The organism is Trichlorobacter thiogenes (genome assembly GCF_900167465.1).
In the GTDB taxonomy this organism is placed as follows: Bacteria; Desulfobacterota; Desulfuromonadia; order Geobacterales; family Pseudopelobacteraceae; genus Trichlorobacter; species Trichlorobacter thiogenes.
The window spans coordinates 1-18,495 of record NZ_FUWR01000016.1; the positions used below are offsets into that span (position 1 = coordinate 1).

General features: G+C 50.7%; 15 protein-coding genes, 2 tRNA genes and 1 pseudogene. All 18 read right to left on the minus strand.

The features are described 5' to 3' along the window. Positions 1-88: 88 nt before the first annotated feature. Positions 89-898: pseudogene (locus B5D39_RS12750) on the minus strand (phenylacetate--CoA ligase family protein); the annotation flags it as partial. Then, entirely contained in the window at positions 895-2,625 is a 1,731-nt protein-coding gene (locus B5D39_RS12755; RefSeq protein ID WP_078790853.1) for a proline--tRNA ligase, read from the minus strand. The pseudogene B5D39_RS12750 and the gene B5D39_RS12755, both read right to left, overlap by 4 nt. A 15-nt stretch (positions 2,626-2,640) precedes the next feature. Next, on the minus strand, positions 2,641-3,024 hold the full coding sequence (locus B5D39_RS12760; protein WP_078790854.1) for a response regulator: 384 nt from the start codon (positions 3,022-3,024) through the stop codon (positions 2,641-2,643). A gap of 18 nt (positions 3,025-3,042) precedes the next feature. Next, positions 3,043-4,089: a flavodoxin-dependent (E)-4-hydroxy-3-methylbut-2-enyl-diphosphate synthase gene (gene ispG / locus B5D39_RS12765; RefSeq protein WP_078790855.1), complete on the minus strand. Its 1,047-nt coding sequence runs from the start codon at positions 4,087-4,089 to the stop codon at positions 3,043-3,045. 45 nt (positions 4,090-4,134) lie between these two features. Beyond that, complete coding sequence (locus tag B5D39_RS12770) at positions 4,135-4,944, minus strand: formate/nitrite transporter family protein (protein WP_078790856.1); 810 nt, start codon at positions 4,942-4,944, stop codon at positions 4,135-4,137. Then, on the minus strand, positions 4,923-5,606 hold the full coding sequence (locus B5D39_RS12775; protein ID WP_078790857.1) for a YkgJ family cysteine cluster protein: 684 nt from the start codon (positions 5,604-5,606) through the stop codon (positions 4,923-4,925). Before B5D39_RS12775 ends, B5D39_RS12770 begins: the two co-directional genes overlap by 22 nt. Continuing rightward, complete coding sequence (locus B5D39_RS12780) at positions 5,606-6,097, minus strand: chemotaxis protein CheX (protein ID WP_078790858.1); 492 nt, start codon at positions 6,095-6,097, stop codon at positions 5,606-5,608. Before B5D39_RS12780 ends, B5D39_RS12775 begins: the two co-directional genes overlap by 1 nt. Positions 6,098-6,124: 27 nt before the next feature. Continuing rightward, positions 6,125-6,445, minus strand: coding sequence for a c-type cytochrome (locus tag B5D39_RS12785; protein WP_078790859.1), 321 nt, complete (start codon positions 6,443-6,445; stop codon positions 6,125-6,127). A 1-nt stretch (position 6,446) separates the two neighbouring features. After that, entirely contained in the window at positions 6,447-8,384 is a 1,938-nt protein-coding gene (locus B5D39_RS12790; RefSeq protein ID WP_078790860.1) for a transglutaminase-like domain-containing protein, read from the minus strand. A 24-nt stretch (positions 8,385-8,408) separates the two neighbouring features. Beyond that, complete coding sequence (gene guaA / locus B5D39_RS12795; protein WP_078790861.1) at positions 8,409-9,962, minus strand: glutamine-hydrolyzing GMP synthase; 1,554 nt, start codon at positions 9,960-9,962, stop codon at positions 8,409-8,411. 13 nt (positions 9,963-9,975) lie between these two features. Beyond that, positions 9,976-11,442 (minus strand): IMP dehydrogenase, encoded by a 1,467-nt coding sequence (gene guaB, locus B5D39_RS12800; RefSeq protein WP_078790862.1) that lies wholly within the window; start codon positions 11,440-11,442, stop codon positions 9,976-9,978. 141 nt (positions 11,443-11,583) lie between these two features. Further along, a complete protein-coding gene (locus B5D39_RS12805; protein ID WP_078790863.1) occupies positions 11,584-13,407 on the minus strand; it encodes a diguanylate cyclase domain-containing protein in 1,824 nt (607 codons plus the stop codon). 175 nt (positions 13,408-13,582) lie between these two features. Further along, positions 13,583-13,658: transfer RNA gene (locus B5D39_RS12810), tRNA-His, on the minus strand. A gap of 45 nt (positions 13,659-13,703) precedes the next feature. Beyond that, positions 13,704-13,779: transfer RNA gene (locus B5D39_RS12815), tRNA-Ala, on the minus strand. Positions 13,780-13,884: 105 nt separating this feature from the next. Continuing rightward, positions 13,885-14,442 carry a response regulator gene (locus B5D39_RS12820; protein ID WP_078790864.1) on the minus strand — a complete coding sequence of 186 codons (558 nt, stop codon included), beginning with the start codon at positions 14,440-14,442 and terminating at the stop codon, positions 13,885-13,887. A gap of 20 nt (positions 14,443-14,462) precedes the next feature. Beyond that, positions 14,463-16,859, minus strand: coding sequence for an ATPase, T2SS/T4P/T4SS family (locus tag B5D39_RS12825; RefSeq protein WP_078790865.1), 2,397 nt, complete (start codon positions 16,857-16,859; stop codon positions 14,463-14,465). 13 nt (positions 16,860-16,872) lie between these two features. Continuing rightward, on the minus strand, positions 16,873-18,114 hold the full coding sequence (locus B5D39_RS12830) for an ATP-binding response regulator (protein WP_078790866.1): 1,242 nt from the start codon (positions 18,112-18,114) through the stop codon (positions 16,873-16,875). A gap of 4 nt (positions 18,115-18,118) precedes the next feature. After that, a complete protein-coding gene (locus B5D39_RS12835; RefSeq protein WP_078790867.1) occupies positions 18,119-18,490 on the minus strand; it encodes a response regulator in 372 nt (123 codons plus the stop codon). Between the last annotated feature and the right edge of the window lie 5 nt (positions 18,491-18,495).

Consider the following 18,495-nt stretch of genomic DNA (forward strand, 5'->3'; position numbering starts at 1 on the left):
ATCTGGACAAACAAGAGGAGTTGGACTTCACCCAAAACCCTTAGCCCCTTTTAGGGGCTTTCCTCAAGCCACCGGCTCTGCCGGTGGTCATGACTTCAGCAATAAAGGCATCTTCCGCAAGGTGCATACCGCACTTGTGCTGACATTCGCCGGCAACACCAGGGCCTATTACTTCTGACAGACCGTAGTTGTCTGTGGCACTGATCTGTAGACGTTGTTCAATTTCCAGCCGCATTGCCTCTGACCAGGGCTCGCCACCAAACAGGCCAACTTTCAAAGAAAGTGACTTGGGATCAATCCCCATCTTTTCCAGCCGGTCTGCCAGGGTTAAGGCATAGCTGGGAGTACCAACCAGGGCGGTGGTGCGATAGTCCTGCATGATCATGATCTGCTTTTCTGTGTTACCACCGCCCATGGGAATAACGGCAGCACCAATGGCTTCAGAACCATAGTGCAGGCCAAAGGCACCAGTAAACAGGCCATATCCAAAGGCTATCTGCACTACATCATCCGGGGTCACACCAGCAGCAGTCATAAAGCGAGCCACCAGATTTGACCAGGTCTTAAGATCATGCTTGGTGTAGCCAACCACCGTAGGTTTGCCGGTAGTACCTGATGATGAATGAATCCGTACTACTTCGCGCAATGGCACTGCAAACATACCATAAGGATAGTTTAGACGTAGGTCCTCTTTGGTCGTAAATGGCAAACGGGAAAGGTCAGCCAGTGAGGTGATATCTTCCGGCACTATTCCCTTTTCATTGAACTTGTTCTGATAGCAACGAACATTCTTGTAGACACGGTTGAGTGTAGCCTGCAGCCGTTCCAGTTGAAGTTGCTCAAGCTCTTCGCGAGGCATGCATTCATGCTGGGTATCCCAGATAGCAGCATTACTCATCGGGTACCCCCGCAGGCCGCCTTAACCTGTGCAATAACGGTTTCAATTGCCTGCTCCGGCACCAACAGTTGCATCTCACCGCCGACTCGCTGCTTGAACTCAACCTTACCTTCTGCCAGGTTTTTTCCTCCGACTACAATCCGTAGCGGAATGCCGATCAGGTCGTGATCCTTGAATTTGACGCCAGGACGTTCATCCCGATCATCCAGCAGTACCTCAACACCGGCTGCCTCAAGACGATCATGGATATCCTGAGCAGCTGACATAACCGCCTCATCCTTCTGGGCATTGATTGCCACAACCGAGCAATGGAACGGAGCCAATGGCAACGGCCAGATGACACCGTTATCATCATGGTTCTGCTCTATGGATGCAGCCACGGTGCGTCCGATACCGATACCGTAGCAGCCCATAAAGATAATCTGTTCCTTGCCGTCTTTATCCAGATAGGTGGCATTCATGCTGTTTGAGTACTTGGTACCCAGTTTAAATACGTGACCGACCTCAATCCCGCGCCATACCTCAAGAGTACCACCTGAACAGCGTGGACAGGGATCACCGGCGCCAATCAGACGGATGTCGGCAATCTGGTTGATTTGAAAGTCACGGCCTGCATTGGCACCGGTATAGTGTTGATCTGTCTGATTGGCGCCGATGACAAAATCAGCCATGGTTTCAATAGTATAATCAGCCACCACCAGCAGTTCTTCTTTCAGCCCCTGCGGACCAAGGAAGCCGGGAGGTGAACCGGTGAAACGCAGGATTTCATCATCAGTGGCCATCTGGATCTCGTCCCAGCCCAGACGGTTCTTTAGTTTAAGTTCGTTCAGCTCATGGTCGCCCCGCACCAGGGCCATCACAAACTTCCCTTCACCATTGGACAATACCAAGGCCTTGACTGTTGCTGATTGAGGAATATTCAGAAACTCAGCTACCTCTGCAATTGTCTTCTTATCCGGGGTATGCACCTTGGTTAAGGCCTGCTGCCCTGCCCCACCCTGTTGTTGCTTGATTCCTTCAGCCTTTTCCACATTGGCAGCGTAGCGGCAGGCATTACAGGATACAATGGCATCCTCACCTGATGAAGCCAGCACCATGAACTCATGGGATGCTGAACCACCAATGGAGCCGGTATCAGCCTCTACTGCTCTAAAATTCAGACCGCAACGCTCAAATATCCGGTTGTAGGCCTGATACATCTTGTCATAGGAAAGGTCTGCTGCAGAAGAATCAACATCAAAGGAATAGGCATCCTTCATGATAAACTCGCGGCCACGCATCAGACCAAAGCGGGGACGAATTTCGTCACGGAATTTAGTTTGAATCTGATAGAAGTTAATCGGCATCTGGCGATAGCTCTTGACTTCACGCCGAGCAATGTCAGTAATAATCTCTTCATGGGTTGGCCCCATGCAGAATTCATTGTCCTTGCGGTCCTTAAAACGCAGCAATTCCTTGCCATACTGAGCCCATCGCTTGGATTCAATCCAGAGTTCTGCAGGCTGAACACCTGGCATCAGCAGTTCAATGGCCCCTGCCCTGTTCATCTCTTCCCGTACAATCTGTTCAAACTTGCGGATTGAACGTAAGCCCAGCGGCATATAGGTATAGATGCCAGCAGCAATCTTGCGAATCATGCCGGAACGCATCATTAGCTGGTGAGAAATAACCTCGGCATCGGACGGAGTTTCTTTAAGTGTTGAAATAAAGAATTGTGTATAACGCATTACAATTAAACCACCTTATATCAATTTATGACGCTGTAGCATTTGGGTTACGGCTTCCCGCTGGAACGGTTTGACCACATAATCATCACAATCACCTTCAAAAAAGGCATCTTCTATATCCTGTGGCGAACTGCAGGCAGAGATCATAAATACCTTGGTCCGCTTGCCCTGTTGCTGATCCCGTTCCCGAATACCGCGCAGGGTTGTGGTACCATCCATGATCGGCATGATAATATCCAGGCAGATCAGGTTGTAGGGGGATGCTGCGGTAGCCGCAGCATCAATCAGTTCAAGGGCCTGCTGTCCATTTTCAGCCTGATCGCAAGGGCCAAACTCTTCCAGGAAACTGGCCAGCATCAGACGACCCATATCGTCATCATCAACAATTAAACTTCGCATAATCGCCCCGATACGCTGCTACAGGTTATTGATCTCTTCCAGCAGGGCATCTGCCAGTTCAGCTTCAGCCACCTTTCGGACGACCTCCCCTTTACGGAAAATCAGTCCTTCTCCTTTGCCACCGGCCACACCGACATCCGCTTCGCGTGCTTCACCCGGGCCATTCACCGCACAGCCCATTACCGCCACGGTAATCCTTTTATCAACCGACTGCAGTCGCTTCTCTACTTCTTCAGCAACTTTAATCAGGTTGATCTGGCAACGGCCACAGGTGGGGCAGGAAACAAAATTAACGCCACGCTGCCGCAGGCCAAGGGATTTGAGTATTTCATACCCTACCCGCACCTCATCTACCGGGTCACCGGTGAGTGAAACCCGCAGGGTATCGCCAATTCCGTCATAGAGCAGGATACCAAGTCCTACTGAAGACTTGATCGTGCCGGAAAAGATGGTACCTGCCTCGGTAATGCCGATATGCAGGGGATAATTGACCTGTTTTGACAGCAGGCGATAGGCTTCAACGGTCTTGGGTACATCAGAGGCCTTGAGCGAGACCTTGATCTCCTGATAGTTCAGATTTTCAAGGATACGGATATGCCCCAGAGCGGATTCAACCATTGCCTCTGCGGTTGGATGCCCATATTTTTCAAGCAGCTGTTTTTCCAGAGAACCGGCATTGACTCCGATGCGGATCGGCACCTTGCGCTCAGCAGCAGCCTTCACCACTTCTGCTACCTTCCAGTGCTCACCAATGTTACCGGGGTTCAGGCGGAGGCCATCAATGCCCCCCTCCAGTACCCGCAGTGCCAGTTTGTAATCAAAATGGATATCAGCAATAACCGGAATCGGGCTCTGAGCCTTGATGCTGGCCAGGGCGTCCGCTGCATCAGCATCAGGTACTGCGCAACGTACGATCTCGCAACCTACTTCATGCAAGGCTTGAATCTGTGCCAGGGTTGTCTTGACATCACGGGTATCGGTGGAACACATGGACTGGACAGCGCAGGGAGCGCCTCCTCCAACAGCCACCGGGCCTACATGCAGTTGTCTGGTAAGTGGTTTCATATCCGTGGAATAGTAGCGGAACAGCCAAGGAATTGCAAGGAGAGCCTAGCGCCGGTTTTGGGGTAAATGCACATAGGAATAGGCGCAGGCCACAAACAAAACTCCTCCTACAATGTTACCCAGGGTTACCGGAAGGATATTACCGAACAGAAAGGCGCTCCAGGTTAATGCAGGCTCTGTGATACCCAAGCCGGACTTAAGCAGTAACCCTGCAGGAATAAAATACATGTTGGCAATGGAGTGTTCAAATCCACTGGCCACAAAGGCAGTGATCGGCACCAGACAGGAAAGGAGCTTGCCACTTACATCCCGCGCAGCTGTAGCCATAAAAACAGCCAGGCAGACCAGCCAGTTACAAAGAATTCCCCGTACAAATGCGACCCAAAAGGAGAGTTGACTTTTGGTCGTAGCCGTAGCAAGTACCTGCTTAGCAATGGTGCTACCTTGCCAGAGCTGGGATTCATACAGAAGCCAGGCCATAAAAAGCGCTCCCAGCAGATTGCCAAAGAGGACAATAGACCAGTTTTCGATCAGCTTTATCCAGGAAATCTCTCCATCCATGGCAGAAGAAACCAGCAGGCTGTTACCGGTAAACAGTTCCGCACCACAAACCACCACCAGCATTAGGCCAAAAGAAAAGACCACTCCTGCCAAAAGTCTGGCTATCCCCATACCAACGAAACCGGCTGCATCGTGGAGTACTACCGTGGAGAGTTGCGCCCCAAAGGCGATATAGAATCCTGCCAACAGTGACAGCAGAAATGTACGACGCCGACACTGTGTCGTAACCCGCTTACCACTCTGTACAATGGCATTGATGGTTTCTGTGGGTGTCAGGTAGTTCTTTGTTTCCACACCTGCTCCGGTATCCTGAAATTGTTGAAATCAATCAGTACAGCTGATGGAATGACGGTATCCAGCTCATTAAACCGCTTGCCAAACAAGCGCTGGGTAAACTCTCTGAACAAGAGCTGTTCCTGGGTAAAAAGGTCATTAAAATGAAAGCGCAGCTCCTGCATCTTGAGTGGATCGACATCAATAAAATTAAGACTGCACCATTCATCAAACAGAATCTCGCCAGACGTATCTACCATCGGAATGCCGTTTAACCGGCAGGTCATGGGACGATACTGATACACCAGACAAAGCCCATCCTGTCCCAACAGAGGACAGGGGGTCTCATCCTCTTCCGGCATGACCAGATCCCACTCTTCTTCCGGGTAGCCATTGAACAGATACGGCTGATCAAAATCAGGCCAGCTGTTTCTAATACCAGCGATGCTTTGCTGTGCCGCAGTTGTGACCGTCTGTTGTATATCTTGTGAGAGCTGCTCAAACCCTTCCCGTAACAGACGGGCATCCAGCAGGGTGATGTCAAACAGGCCTCGGCAACATGCAGAACAGCCCCGCTGACAGGCAATCTGATCACCTGCCGCGAGGCTGCAGTGCGTGAACCAGGTGTCAACTTCTGATAACAACTCCTGGTAGCGTGCTAAAATAGATGAAATATCAGACATTACATGTAGATCATAACCTTCAGGTTGGCACTGCCGTCCTTATTGGTAAAGGGGATGGTAACCCCTTTGCACTGGACGTTCATACTGGCCCCTTCTTCAGCAGGTTCTGTGACGGTACGTAATTGTCCGGACACCACCAGCGGAAGCCCCATGGCCACGTTACCATACTGGTCGTGGTACTTGGTCTTGAAGGCTCCGGCAATGTTGTTGATCAGTTCACCAATGGCATCGCGGATTGAATCCTCATCCGGTTCATCATCCATCAGCATTTCACGGGCCACCAATTGTGCGGTTGCCCGGTCTGCAGCCACAATGATGTAACCGACGCGATCACCGGCAACACCAATAATACCGGTAACATCAGAATCAACTGGTGCCACCTTGCGATCCACATGACCAGCAAACAGATCAATATTCATGTAACACTTGAAGGTGTCCTGGGTAGCCGTCATGACCGTAAACATTACCTCTTCAAAGCTGATTCCCGCCACAGTCGTGCCTCCTCTGGAAAATAGGTACTATAACGAAAGCAGATACTCTGCCAATACTGCTGCTTCTTCCGGCTTCAGATGACTGCCAAAGGCCGGCATCCCGCCGGCACGTCCATCCAGTATACTTTTTATAATTGCAGACCTGTTTTTACCGTATTTGTAACGGGATGCTGACAGGTCTGGCCCGACTCCACCCCTGGCCTGGCTGCCATGACAGGCAGCACACAGTTCAGCAAACAGTGTAACTGCAGTTATCGGTGTTTGTCTGGCAGTTGCTGGCTCCCTACTTTGCTGAGAACAACCTGCCACAAGCAGCAGGATTCCTGCCAGTAGCCACGTTGGCCGCATCTTAGATGGCCTTGCCGTTTACCTTAAAGACAAAATCGTAATTTAGAATATCTTCCCACTGAAACCCTTTGGCAGTAGAACGTGTATCATCCCCTTCGCCATAGGGTTTACCCGGTGTGAAGAACCAGTTCATAATCGCTTCACCTGAGGCGCGGAAGACAATCCAGTATTTACCTGGAGCGAGCTGCTGGGGTTTATTTCCGTCAGGTGGAAATGAAAAATCAACCCAGTAGTAGCCCGGCTTCCTTGGAATCTTTTCCAGGTCCAGTAGATTGGAACGGGTCCCCTGCATGATATCAGGTTTACCACCTTTGTCCTTAACCAGATCAATATAGACTGAACCATCACCGCCAAACTTGCGCATGGCCAAAGAAATCTTTTCAAGGCTCATCCGGTCTTTGACCTGGATCGCCTGGGCAAAGATATGTTTTGAGGTGACATATTCTGAGGTTTCCCGTTCAAAGACACGGGTGCCGGTATCTCCCTTAACGTTATACAGATTAACCAGTGCGGGGAAATCCATATTACCAAAGGCCAGAACAGTACCGGGGCGTGGTTTCTTGTGAGCAGGCTCAACAATAACCGGCTGCTTTGGTTCCACCTTGGGCGGCTTGGTAACAATAATTTTAGGCGGCTTTGGTTCTGTTTTTGGTGGTTTCGGTTCCACTTTGGGTGGTTGTTTTGGCTTTACCGGTTTTACCGGCTTTGTTGGCTTGGGCTGATCCTCATCAGATGAATCCTCATCGCTGACAAAACGGGTCTCAGCCGGGCCTGCACCAGTACCTTGTGGTGGTGGATTGTTTGAAGCCACATCAGTTTTTGGTTCAGGGCGTGCCGGTTTTAATGGTGGTGGTGTAATTCGACCGGAATCGGGTGTTTCTGCTACAGATCCACTACCAGCGGTTACCGCATTACTTAGAATGTAGGGACGAGGTGCACTGGCATAGCGCTTCATCTTCAGCTTGATATCATCAGAGGTGTAACGCCCTTCAATCAGCTCATTGTAGGCTGGCAGGTAAGGCCCACCCTTCCAGGTATCGTTGATATCACGGGAGTCCAGTCCATGGGTCTGTTTGATGTGCCGTGATGAAGTAAACTGACGGGATTGTTGCGGATCATAGGGTAACCATCCAAGGTCAGGGAAGTAAACTTCCAGCCAGGCGTGCCCCCCCTGCCCCATGCTCTGTACAATTGAGTTCTTTGCATCAATTGGTACCTTCCAGGCCTCTTTCAGGGTTATCCCCCCGACAATCCGGGCTGGAATTCCTGCACTACGCAGAAGGGCAATGGAAAGGTGAGCAAAGTTCTGACAGTTACCGCTTTTGGTTGAGAGGGTATAGGCAGCATCATACTGGGGCGGGTTAAAGGTGTATTTAATGTTATCAGTGACCCAGTTAATAATGGCTGATACAGCCTCATACTCATTTTTGGTACCACTGGTCAGTTGACGGGCAAGGGATTTTATTTCAGAGTTTCCCTGAACCATATCGGTATGCTGCAGATATAGGGACTCTTTTGAGGCAAGGCTGCCCAGCGGAAACGCTGTCTTGCTTGCCATATCTGTCAGCTGGGTGTGGACATTGGCAGTATAATTAAGGTTTACCCGGATGTCCTGGGTCACATTATTCCAACTGACCCGTTGAAATTTATTGCCAAAGCGGTCGGTTTCAACTGTTGAACTGGTTGGCTCAGGAGAGAGGCCAATATCAAGACCGTCAACCCTCTGGCTGACGGTCTTGGTTGCAAATGTGGCAGGCAGGGCAAACTTGAATGAAAAGCTGGAGACGGTTCCTTTATTAACTGAAAACTCCATTGACTGGCGCATGGCAATTGCACCATCAAGGTTGCCTTCAAGCACCAGCGTCTTGGCAGAAGCTGCCAGAGAGATCATAAAGACACTGCAGACCGCAATACAGATTGTCAGTAACGATTTACGCATGGCCCCTCCTGCTTTCAGAATCCCTTATTCCCACTCAATGGTTGCCGGTGGTTTCTGGCTGATGTCATAGACCACCCGGTTAACCCCTTTAACCTCATTAATGATCCGTGATGAGATACTCCCCATCACTTCATAGGGCAGCTTGACCCAGTCGGCAGTCATGCCATCCAGCGAGTTTACTGCACGCAGGGCAATGGTGTAATCATAGGTGCGGGCATCGCCCATGACCCCAACTGAACGAACCGGCAGCAGCACTGCAAAAGATTGCCAGATTTCGCGGTAGAGACCGGCCTTGCGGATTTCATCCAGTACAATGGCATCTGATTCCCGTAGAATTTCAAGCCGATCTGCTGAAATCTCGCCAATACAACGGATTGCCAGGCCAGGGCCAGGAAATGGCTGACGGTGGATTACCTCATCCGGCAGGCCAAGTTCTTTGCCCAGCAGACGGACCTCATCCTTGAACAGCTCCCGTACCGGCTCAATCAGCTTCATTTTCATCCGGTCTGGCAAGCCACCCACGTTATGGTGGCTTTTGATCACTGCTGACGGACCTTTGGTGGATACGGATTCGATTACATCAGGGTACAGTGTGCCCTGTGCAAGCCATTCAACTTCACCAAGTTTCTTAGACTCATCTTCAAACAGAAAAATAAACTCATTACCAATGATCTTCCGCTTCTGCTCAGGATCAGTGATCCCCTTCAGTTTATCAAGAAAGCGATCTGATGCTTCAACATAATCAAGATTTATCTTGAAATGACGGGTAAAGAGATTAACGACCTTTTCTGCCTCACCCTTGCGCAACAGACCGTTGTTAACAAAGATACACTGTAACTGATCACCAATTGCCTTATGGAGCAATACCGCCACAACAGAGGAATCCACACCGCCGGACAGAGCGCAAATAACCTTGCCTTTGCCGACTCTTTCCCGGATAGAGGCAATCTCAGTTTCAATGAAGTTGGCCATTGTCCAGATCGGCTGACAACCGCAGACAGTAAAAACAAAGTTACCCAGAATCTCTGCACCTTTAGGGGTGTGAACGACTTCCGGGTGAAATTGCACCGCATAAAGACGACGTTTCTCGTCCTTCATGGCTGCTGCCGGGGTGTTATCAGTATGGGCGATGGCGCAGAATCCCTTGGGCATCTGCTCGATCTTGTCGCCATGGGACATCCAGACCTCTTCCTTACCAGCCAGGCCGGAAAAGAGATCTGTCGTATCATCAATGTTCATGGCTGCACGGCCAAATTCACGCTTATCAGAACGTTCTACCTTACCACCCAGTTGACTGGTCATCAGTTGCATGCCGTAGCAGATCCCCAGTACCGGTACGCCCAGCTCATAGACACCGGCATCGGAATGGGGTGCTTCAGCATCATAGACACTGCTTGGCCCACCGGAGAGAATAATCCCCTGTGGTGCAAAGGCTTTGATCTTCTCAAGCCCCATATTATAGGGATGAATCTCGCAGTAGACCGACTGTTCACGGATCCGGCGTGCAATCAGCTGGGTAACCTGGGAACCAAAGTCGAGAATCAGAATCTTCTGGCTGTGAATATCAGTAGAACTCATACAGTATCAATCCTTAGCTTGCCCGGTAGTTAGGGGCTTCTTTGGTAATGGTTACATCGTGTACGTGTGATTCCTTCAGGCCGGCACCGGTAATACGGATAAAGCGACCATTATCCTGAAGTTCTTTAATGGTGGCACTGCCGGTGTAGCCCATGCCGGAACGCAGACCACCGATCAGCTGATGGATGTTGGCTGACAGCGGTCCACGCAGCGGCACCATCCCTTCAATACCTTCCGGCACCAGTTTGACATCATCACCGACATCAGACTGGAAGTAGCGATCCTTACTGCCTTCCTTCATGGCACCAATGGAGCCCATGCCGCGATAGCTCTTATAGGTCCGGCCCTGATACAGAACTGTATCGCCAGGGGATTCTTCAGTGCCAGCAAAGAGTGATCCGATCATGATGACATCAGCACCAGCGGTGACCGCTTTGGGCAGATCACCTGAAAACTTGATCCCACCATCGGCGATAACCGGCACACCGTGTTGATGGGCAACCCGTGCGCATTCCATAATGGCAGTAATCTGTGGCACCCCTACCCCGGCAACAACCCGGGTGGTACAGATGGAGCCTGGTCCGATCCCCACCTTGATACCGTCAGCACCGGCCTTGATCAAGGCAGCAGCAGCATCGGCAGTGGCGATATTACCAGCGATAATTTCAACTCCTGGGAAAGTGGCCTTGGCACGAATGACGGCATCAATCACCCCTTGAGAATGACCGTGGGCAGTATCAATAACCACCACATCAACGCCAGCCTTGATCAGGGCCTCCATACGGGCCTCCATCTCGGCAGTGGGGCCAACCGCAGCACCAACCCGCAGACGTCCCAAGCTGTCTTTGCAGGAATTGGGGTATTTTTTTACCTTCTCAATATCCTTAATGGTGATCAGCCCCTTCAGGAAACGGGCATCATCAACCACCAGCAACTTTTCTACCCTGGTGTGCTTCAGGTGTTCCTTGGCCTGCTCCAGTGTGGTGCCCACCGGAACCGTAACCAGGTTACGCTTGGTCATACGGGCTGAAATAGGCAGGTCGTAATCGGTTTCAAAGCGCAGGTCACGGTTGGTCAGAATTCCCACCAACTTGCCATTGGCCTTGGTGATCGGTACACCGGAGATACGGTACCTTGACATCATCTCAAGTGCTTCGCGAATCTTCTGGGTCGGCCGCATGGTGATCGGGTCAACGATCATGCCGGATTCGCTTTTCTTAACCTTGTCAACCTCTTGGGCTTGCGCTTGAATGGAGAAATTCTTATGGATGATACCGATACCGCCTTCACGGGCCATGGCAATGGCAGCGCGGGATTCGGTGACCGTATCCATGGCAGCACTGACCAGCGGTATATTAAGTGGGATGTTGCGGGAAAGTCGTGTGGACAGGTTTACATCTCGGGGCAGAACAAGGGAATGGGCCGGGACAAGCAGCACATCATCAAAGGTTAATCCTTCAGGAAGGTTTTCGAGCGGCATGGCTTTGCTACCTCGCGGTGATAAATTTTACCGACGTTAGTACAGCGAGACAGTGAAGTCAAGAACGTCTACGGTATAATTATCAGAAGGCAGAAAAAAATATCTGATTCAGGTCTGTTGCGACAGAGCTTGAAAGCCCGGTTACTTTAATTTGCGGGCCCTCTTATCCTGATACATCGCCATGTCTGCCGCCTTGATTGCATCCTGCAGTCGTGAAGGAGAGGCTGTCGTCGCGCTCCCCATTGAAAAACTGACCTTTAAACCATCTTCAGACAGGTGGTCTTCATCAGCAATCTGTCGCGCACGCAGCATGATCGTTTCAAGCAGTTCTTCTCCCACCCCTTTTAAAATCACGGCAAACTCATCACCACCAATTCTGGCAATGACATCACCTGCCCTGAATATCTCCCGTAACAGGTCTGCAGCAGCTCGAATCAAGCCATCACCAGCATCATGCCCAAAGCTGTCGTTTGCCTCTTTCAAGCCATCCAGATCAGCGATAACAACTGATAGCGGGGCAAATCGGCCTTTTTCAAGCTGTTCAATCTCTGCCTCGAAAAAAGCCCGATTATATAACTTGGTCATTTCATCATGGGTGCTCAGGTAGCGAAGTTTGTCTTCCATCTCGCGCCGCTTGGTTACATCACGTGCCACATGGACAGAACCAACCAGATTGCCATCGGCATCAAAGGTTGGATTGACCGTAACATGAAGATAGCAGTTCAATTTTGGAATAAAGACTTCAGCTTCGTGGGGTTTATGATCCTTTAGCAACAGACTATGGGGACAGCCTTCGGGTGGATGGCTGGCACCGTGCAGGTGCTGGAAACAGGGGCCGATGAGGCTGCCTGACCCTGATTCACAGATATCCATCCGTTCTCTGGCCGCCTTGTTAACATGCACCATTTGATGGGAGGTATCCAGTACGGTTACCATGTCCGGAATGGTATCAAAGGTCTCACGCCACTGTACATTTGCCAGTTCCAGAGATTTACGGGCGTCACGGCGTTCATCTTCCAGCTTGAGGCGCCCCATAAAACTACCCAGACCCCGTGCAGCAGTCATAACCATTGAAGTCTCGGCATCAGACCAGGGACGTTCCCGTTGCATATCGCAGAGACACGCAAAGCCCCACAGGTTGCCCTCTTCAAAAATCGGAGTCAGCAACAATGAACGTACATGCATGGCATCAAGAATATAACGTTCTTCAGCAGGAAATGCTGAACGGGGGCCAGAGATGGACTTACCCTGGGAAAGCACACTATACCAGCGATCAAGACAGGGAAGCTCTGGCATATCCGGTTCAGCACCATCAAGAAAGCGCAAAACCATTTCACCGCCGGCAAAACCACTGATCAGCAGGAGATCCCGTTCATCAGGCATTATTTCTTGATAACGATACAGAAAAATTTTGTCGGCCCGCGCTGCCTTGGCCATTTCCTGCAACGCAAAATCAACCGCATCCTGATTGGCATCTGCTGACAGGAGATACTGGATTGCCATATTAACACCCGATAACAGTCGGGATTGTTGATTGGCAAGGCGACGGGCCCGCAACAGGAGTGCCTGTTGTTGCAGATTACTAAAAAGTTTCTGAATATTCAGGGGCTTGGTTAGATATCCTTCAAGCTGAAGATTTATAGCCTGCAGTAGATGTTCTGGGTTTTCATGGGAAGAGATAATAATGACTGGCACTGAAGGCCGTTCATGCTTGATTTGCCGTGCCAGATCCAGTCCGGTCATGGCAGGCATGGAAATATCTGTTAAAACCAGATCTGGCATCTTCCGCCTGAACAGCTCAAGAGCAACCCTGCCGTTTTCCGCAGTATATAATTCACCACAGACCGGCGACAGCATTCTGGATATATGGGTACGTACGCTGGGATCATCTTCAGCAAAAAGCACTGTGATCTCTCGTAATTCCAGAAGAGAGGGTGTGTCAGCATACAATTGAGGTACAGCCATCTGAGCTCCCGACAAACTGTTAAACAGTACTAAACTTTAGTACGATACTACATGTTAGAAGGCTGTCAAGCGACTGGATTAAAAAAGGAAGGAGTTTGTGTATTATTTTTCACCAATAGATACCGGTAAAGACGAAAAAAGTGCTTACGATAGAATCGCAAGCACTTGATTTAATTGGGGTGGCCAGAGGGGATCGAACCCTCGAATGTACGAGTCACAGTCGTAAGTGTTAACCGCTTCACCATGGCCACCACAGCCGTATGTCAAAAGCCGGCTCTCGCCGGCTTTTACAATTATGGTGGAGCTGAACAGGATCGAACTGTCGACCTCTTGACTGCCAGTCAAGCGCTCTCCCAGCTGAGCTACAGCCCCACACAAACAAACAAAAACTAGGTGCCTTCCGCGATAAAATCGTTGTGCCGCGAAAAGTCTTGACTATATAAATCAAACCGGACTGAAGGTCAAGCTGTTTTCTGCTTATACCACTTCCTTTTCACATTCAGCCATCATCATCCTGATCTCTGCCTCAGAGAGGTCTGGCAGTACAAAACTGCCCAATTCGTCTTTTTCCACCCTGCTGATGCCGGGATACCGTTTTTCAAGCACCTTGATCTCCATGGCCTGGTTTTTTACGGTTGCCAGCAAGCGACGGTTTTCCGCTTCAAGATCATACCTTTCAATGGCAGAACGGATAGCAAACTTAAGTTCGGTATCGTTCCAGGGTTTAGTAAAGAAACGGTAAATCTCCCCTTGGTTAACCGCCTTCATGGCTGCCTCAAGGGTGGCGTGACCGGTTAACAGAATCCGCAGGGTATCAGGGTGTGAATCTTTTAAGATTGCCAACAGCTCACTACCCTGCATACCGATCATCCGTTCATCAGAAACAACCAGCTTAAATGGAGTTTTTGCGATCAACTCCAGCGCTTCTTCGCCGCTTTTGGCGCAGGTTACCTGATACGGTTCATCGAAAAGAGCACGGGTCAGAGCAGAAAGGACATTCACCTCATCATCGACCAGCAAGATCTGATTACTCATTGTAACTCCTTATCAAAATTTCAACGTGTTGTACCGCAGGCAGGACAGACCACCCAATCAGCCTCAAGCGGCTGGTGGCAGGAACGGCAGCAGTTCTGCCTGAATGCACCACAATGCGGACAAAACAGGTGCCGTGATTCCATCATCTTGCCACAGTGGTCACAGTGTCTTTCAAGCCGTACTGCCGGACCAACCACCCGTAATACCTCTTCCATGGTGGTCAGGCCCTGACGTACCTTTTCAAGCCCATCCTCAAGCAGACTGCGCATACCATTAGCACGGGCTATGGTCAAGATTTCAGACTCCTTGTAACTGGTACCGATTAACTGCCGGTACTCATCGGTCATCAGAAAGATCTCATAGATCCCCAACCGGCCTTTATATCCGGTGTTGTTGCAACGGGTACACCCGGCCCCCTGCCAGACCCTGCCACCAAAGAATCCATCAGGAATCCTCAATAATGCCGATTGTTCCGGGTCTGGGACAACCTCTTCACGACAGTTTTCACAAATATGCCGTACCAGACGCTGGGCAATGATCCCCTCAAGAGCCGAGGCCAGAATATACGGCTTTATCCCCATATCAATCAGGCGGGTAATGGAGGCGATGGCGCTGTTGGTGTGCAGCGAGGTTAACACCATATGCCCGGTCAAAGCAGCTTTGAAAGCGGTATCCGCGGTTTCAAAGTCCCGCACCTCCCCCACCAGAATCACATCAGGGTCTTGACGCATGGTGGCCCGCAGTACCTGGGCAAAGGAAAGTCCGATCTTTTCATGGATAGCAACCTGATTGGCCTCTTCCAGAAAATATTCGATCGGTTCTTCAATGGTTTCAAAGTTTTTACTTGGGTTCATCATGGCAGCCAGCAGCGAGTACAACATGGTGGTCTTACCGCTGCCGGTGGGGCCGGTGGCAATGATCACCCCTTGAGGCTTCTTGCTGATGATGCTGACCTTCTTCAGGTCATCAGGCAGCACCCCCAATTCTTCCAATCGTTTGATGGCAGAGCTTTTGTCCAGAATCCGCATCACAATTTTTTCGCCGTTAATGGTGGGGAGTGATGAAACCCGCAGGTCCACAATTCGGGTACCGGACTTAACCGTAATCCTGCCATCCTGAGGTCTACGGCGCTCGGCAATATCCATTTTTGCAAGAATTTTCAGACGTGAAATAACTGCTGCGTGCAGATCAGGCGGAATCTTGATTTTGGCATGCAGCATGCCGTCAATCCGGTAGCGGATAACCGAATATTTTGTTTTTGCTTCAACATGAATATCACTGGCACCATACCGGATCGCCTCAGAGATGATTGCATTTACAATCCTGATCACCGGTGGCACCTTGGAAGAACCGATCAGTTCTTCAACCGAGGCCTCTTTTTCCTCATCCTCAAGGACAATATCAATCTCATCCAGCGGTTCAAGTTCGTTAAAATCATCAACCACCAGATCGCCAGATTCCCAGACCTGTTTCAGGCGATCACCGATCTGGCTGGAAGATGCCAGCACACTGGCCACCCGCAGGCCGGTCACCATGGCAATATTGTCGCACTTCAGGATATCGGACGGATCTGCCATGGCAATGGTCAGCTGGCTGCCATCAAGCTTAATCGGCATCAGACGACTTTGCTCACACAACTCTCTGGGCAGTGCGCGGGCAACGTTTACCGGTATGGTCAACTCACGCAGATCCAGATATTCAACCCCCAACTCCTTTTGCATGGCTGCAATCAGATGGCTTTCAGTCACCAGCTTAAGGCGAATCAGGGTGTCGCCCAAAAACTCCCCCTGATCCTGCTGCTTACGGGCTAAAACCAGTTCTTCCTGGCCAATCAGACCGGCCTTGACCAGAATATCTCCCAGCATCCCCCGATTTTCTTCAAAGAGTCCGGCATAGTTCTTGATCTTGGTCTGTTGCTGCCGGGCCAGTTCCTTCAGGTGACGGTTTTCATGCATCAAAACATACTGCTGCAGGGCCAGCGAGACTGTCAGCCGCAGATCCTCGTCATTCCAGGGCTTGGTAATAAACTTGTAGACCGCCCCTTCCTTGACCGCTCCCATGATGGAATTAACATCGGCATAGCCGGTCAGCATGATCCTGATCGTCTCGGGCCAGCGTTCCCGCACTGTTTTCAGAAGTTCCGCGCCGGTCATACCGGGCATGCGGTGGTCGCTGATCAGCAACTGTACCTGCCGCTCCTCCAAAACCCTGAGCGCCTTTTCAGCGGAGTTGGCGGTCAGGATGGTATAGTTTTCATCCATAAAAATCCGACGCAGGGCATTCAGGACACCTTCCTCATCATCCACAAACAACAGGGTAAACGGCTCCTGTCCCGGTGTCTGAGATTCCAGCTCCAGGGCATCATCAGGTGTCTTGGTGGCAGAGCTTGCGGATTTAAACAACTGCGAATAGGACATTGGATTCCCTGTATTATGCAGCAACAAGTAAGGGCAGGCGCACGGTAAAGGTGGAGCCTGAGCCAGGAATACTGTGGAGCGTAATGGTTCCCCCCATCAACTCCACCAGTCGCTTGGTCAACATCAGGCCAAGGCCGACACCACCGTGAGATCTGCTGTTTGAGGTATCAACCTGGCTAAACAGGTCAAACACCAACTGCTGTTTATCAGGATCAATACCGATGCCGGTATCCTGCACATCAATCCGCAACAAAGGCTGATCAGGTGACAGCCCGGTATCCCGCTTTATACGCAGCTCAACAGTCCCCCGCTCAGTAAAGGTTATGGCATTTTTAAGCAGGTGCGCAATGATCTGCTGCAGGTGGGCACCATCTACCATGATTGACTGCGGCAGATCATCAGCACGTGACAGCCGCAAGGTCAACCCCTTGTTCTCGGCAGCAACGGAAAACAACCGGTTCACTGATACCAGCAGCGATTCAAGCTCAAGCGGCTTGTGCACAAAGCTGTGTTCTGCTGACTCAAGCCGGGATGCCTCAAGAATATTGTCAATCATATCAAGCAGGGAAAAGAGAGCTGTCTTGGCGTTGGCGGTCATGTGGGGATCATAGGCCTGATCAATTTCACTCAACTGCAGGGCTCCCATGATGATATTCAGCGGCGTACGCAGTTCATGGGACATGATATGCAAAAAGCGCATCTTGGCACGATTGGCACACTCCGCAGCCTCCCGTGCTGACAGTAGTTCCTGCTCCCTCTGCTGTAACTCGCGGTTGGCCTGCTCCAGGTCTGCCATCTTCTTTTCCAGCTTACGGAACAGAGCCTCGTTATACTCCTTAAGAATGGTGGTCTCTTCTGCCGGCTGCAGTTCAAACGCAGGACGAGGGGCTGACAACACCTCATTGATGATCTGCATCAGGGCATCCGGTTCCTGAGGCTTGAAGATAAAGCGATCAGCACCCAGGCTTAAGGCAAGGGCCTCATCCTTGGCCGTGGTAAAGGTGGCGGTGTAAAAAATAAAGGGGATCTGCTTTAACTGCTCGTCCGCCTTCAGTTCACGGCAGAGGGCATAGCCATCCATAACCGGCATCAGGATATCACTGACAATCAGATCTGGCCGGTTTTTCCGGGCCATCTCCAAGGCCTGCCCCCCGTTTTCAGCGTTATCCACCTGATCAAAACCATTTCCCTTGAGCAGCACTTCAAGAAAATAGAGGTTTTCAACATGGTCATCGACAATCAGTGCTCTTTTCATGTTTTTAGTCCTTGGGCAGATGCTGTTCAACCTGTTGGATAAAGGTATCAGGATTTATCGGTTTTTCAATATAGCCATTGCAACCTGCAGCCATTGCCTTGTCCCGGTCACCTGCCATGGCGTAGGAGGTAACCGCCACAATCGGCGTTGCAGCAAGATCAGGATTGTTCCGCAGATTGCGGGCTACCGTGTAGCCATCCATTCTGGGCAGCTGAATATCCAGCAGGATCAGGTCCGGCTTTTCTGCGGCTGCCTTGTCAATCCCCTCCTGCCCGTCTGTGGCAGGACTGACACGGTAGCCATGTTTTTCCAGTAAAAAGGTCACCAGATACATGTTCTGCTCATTGTCTTCAATGTACAAAATACGTTTTCCCATCGTTG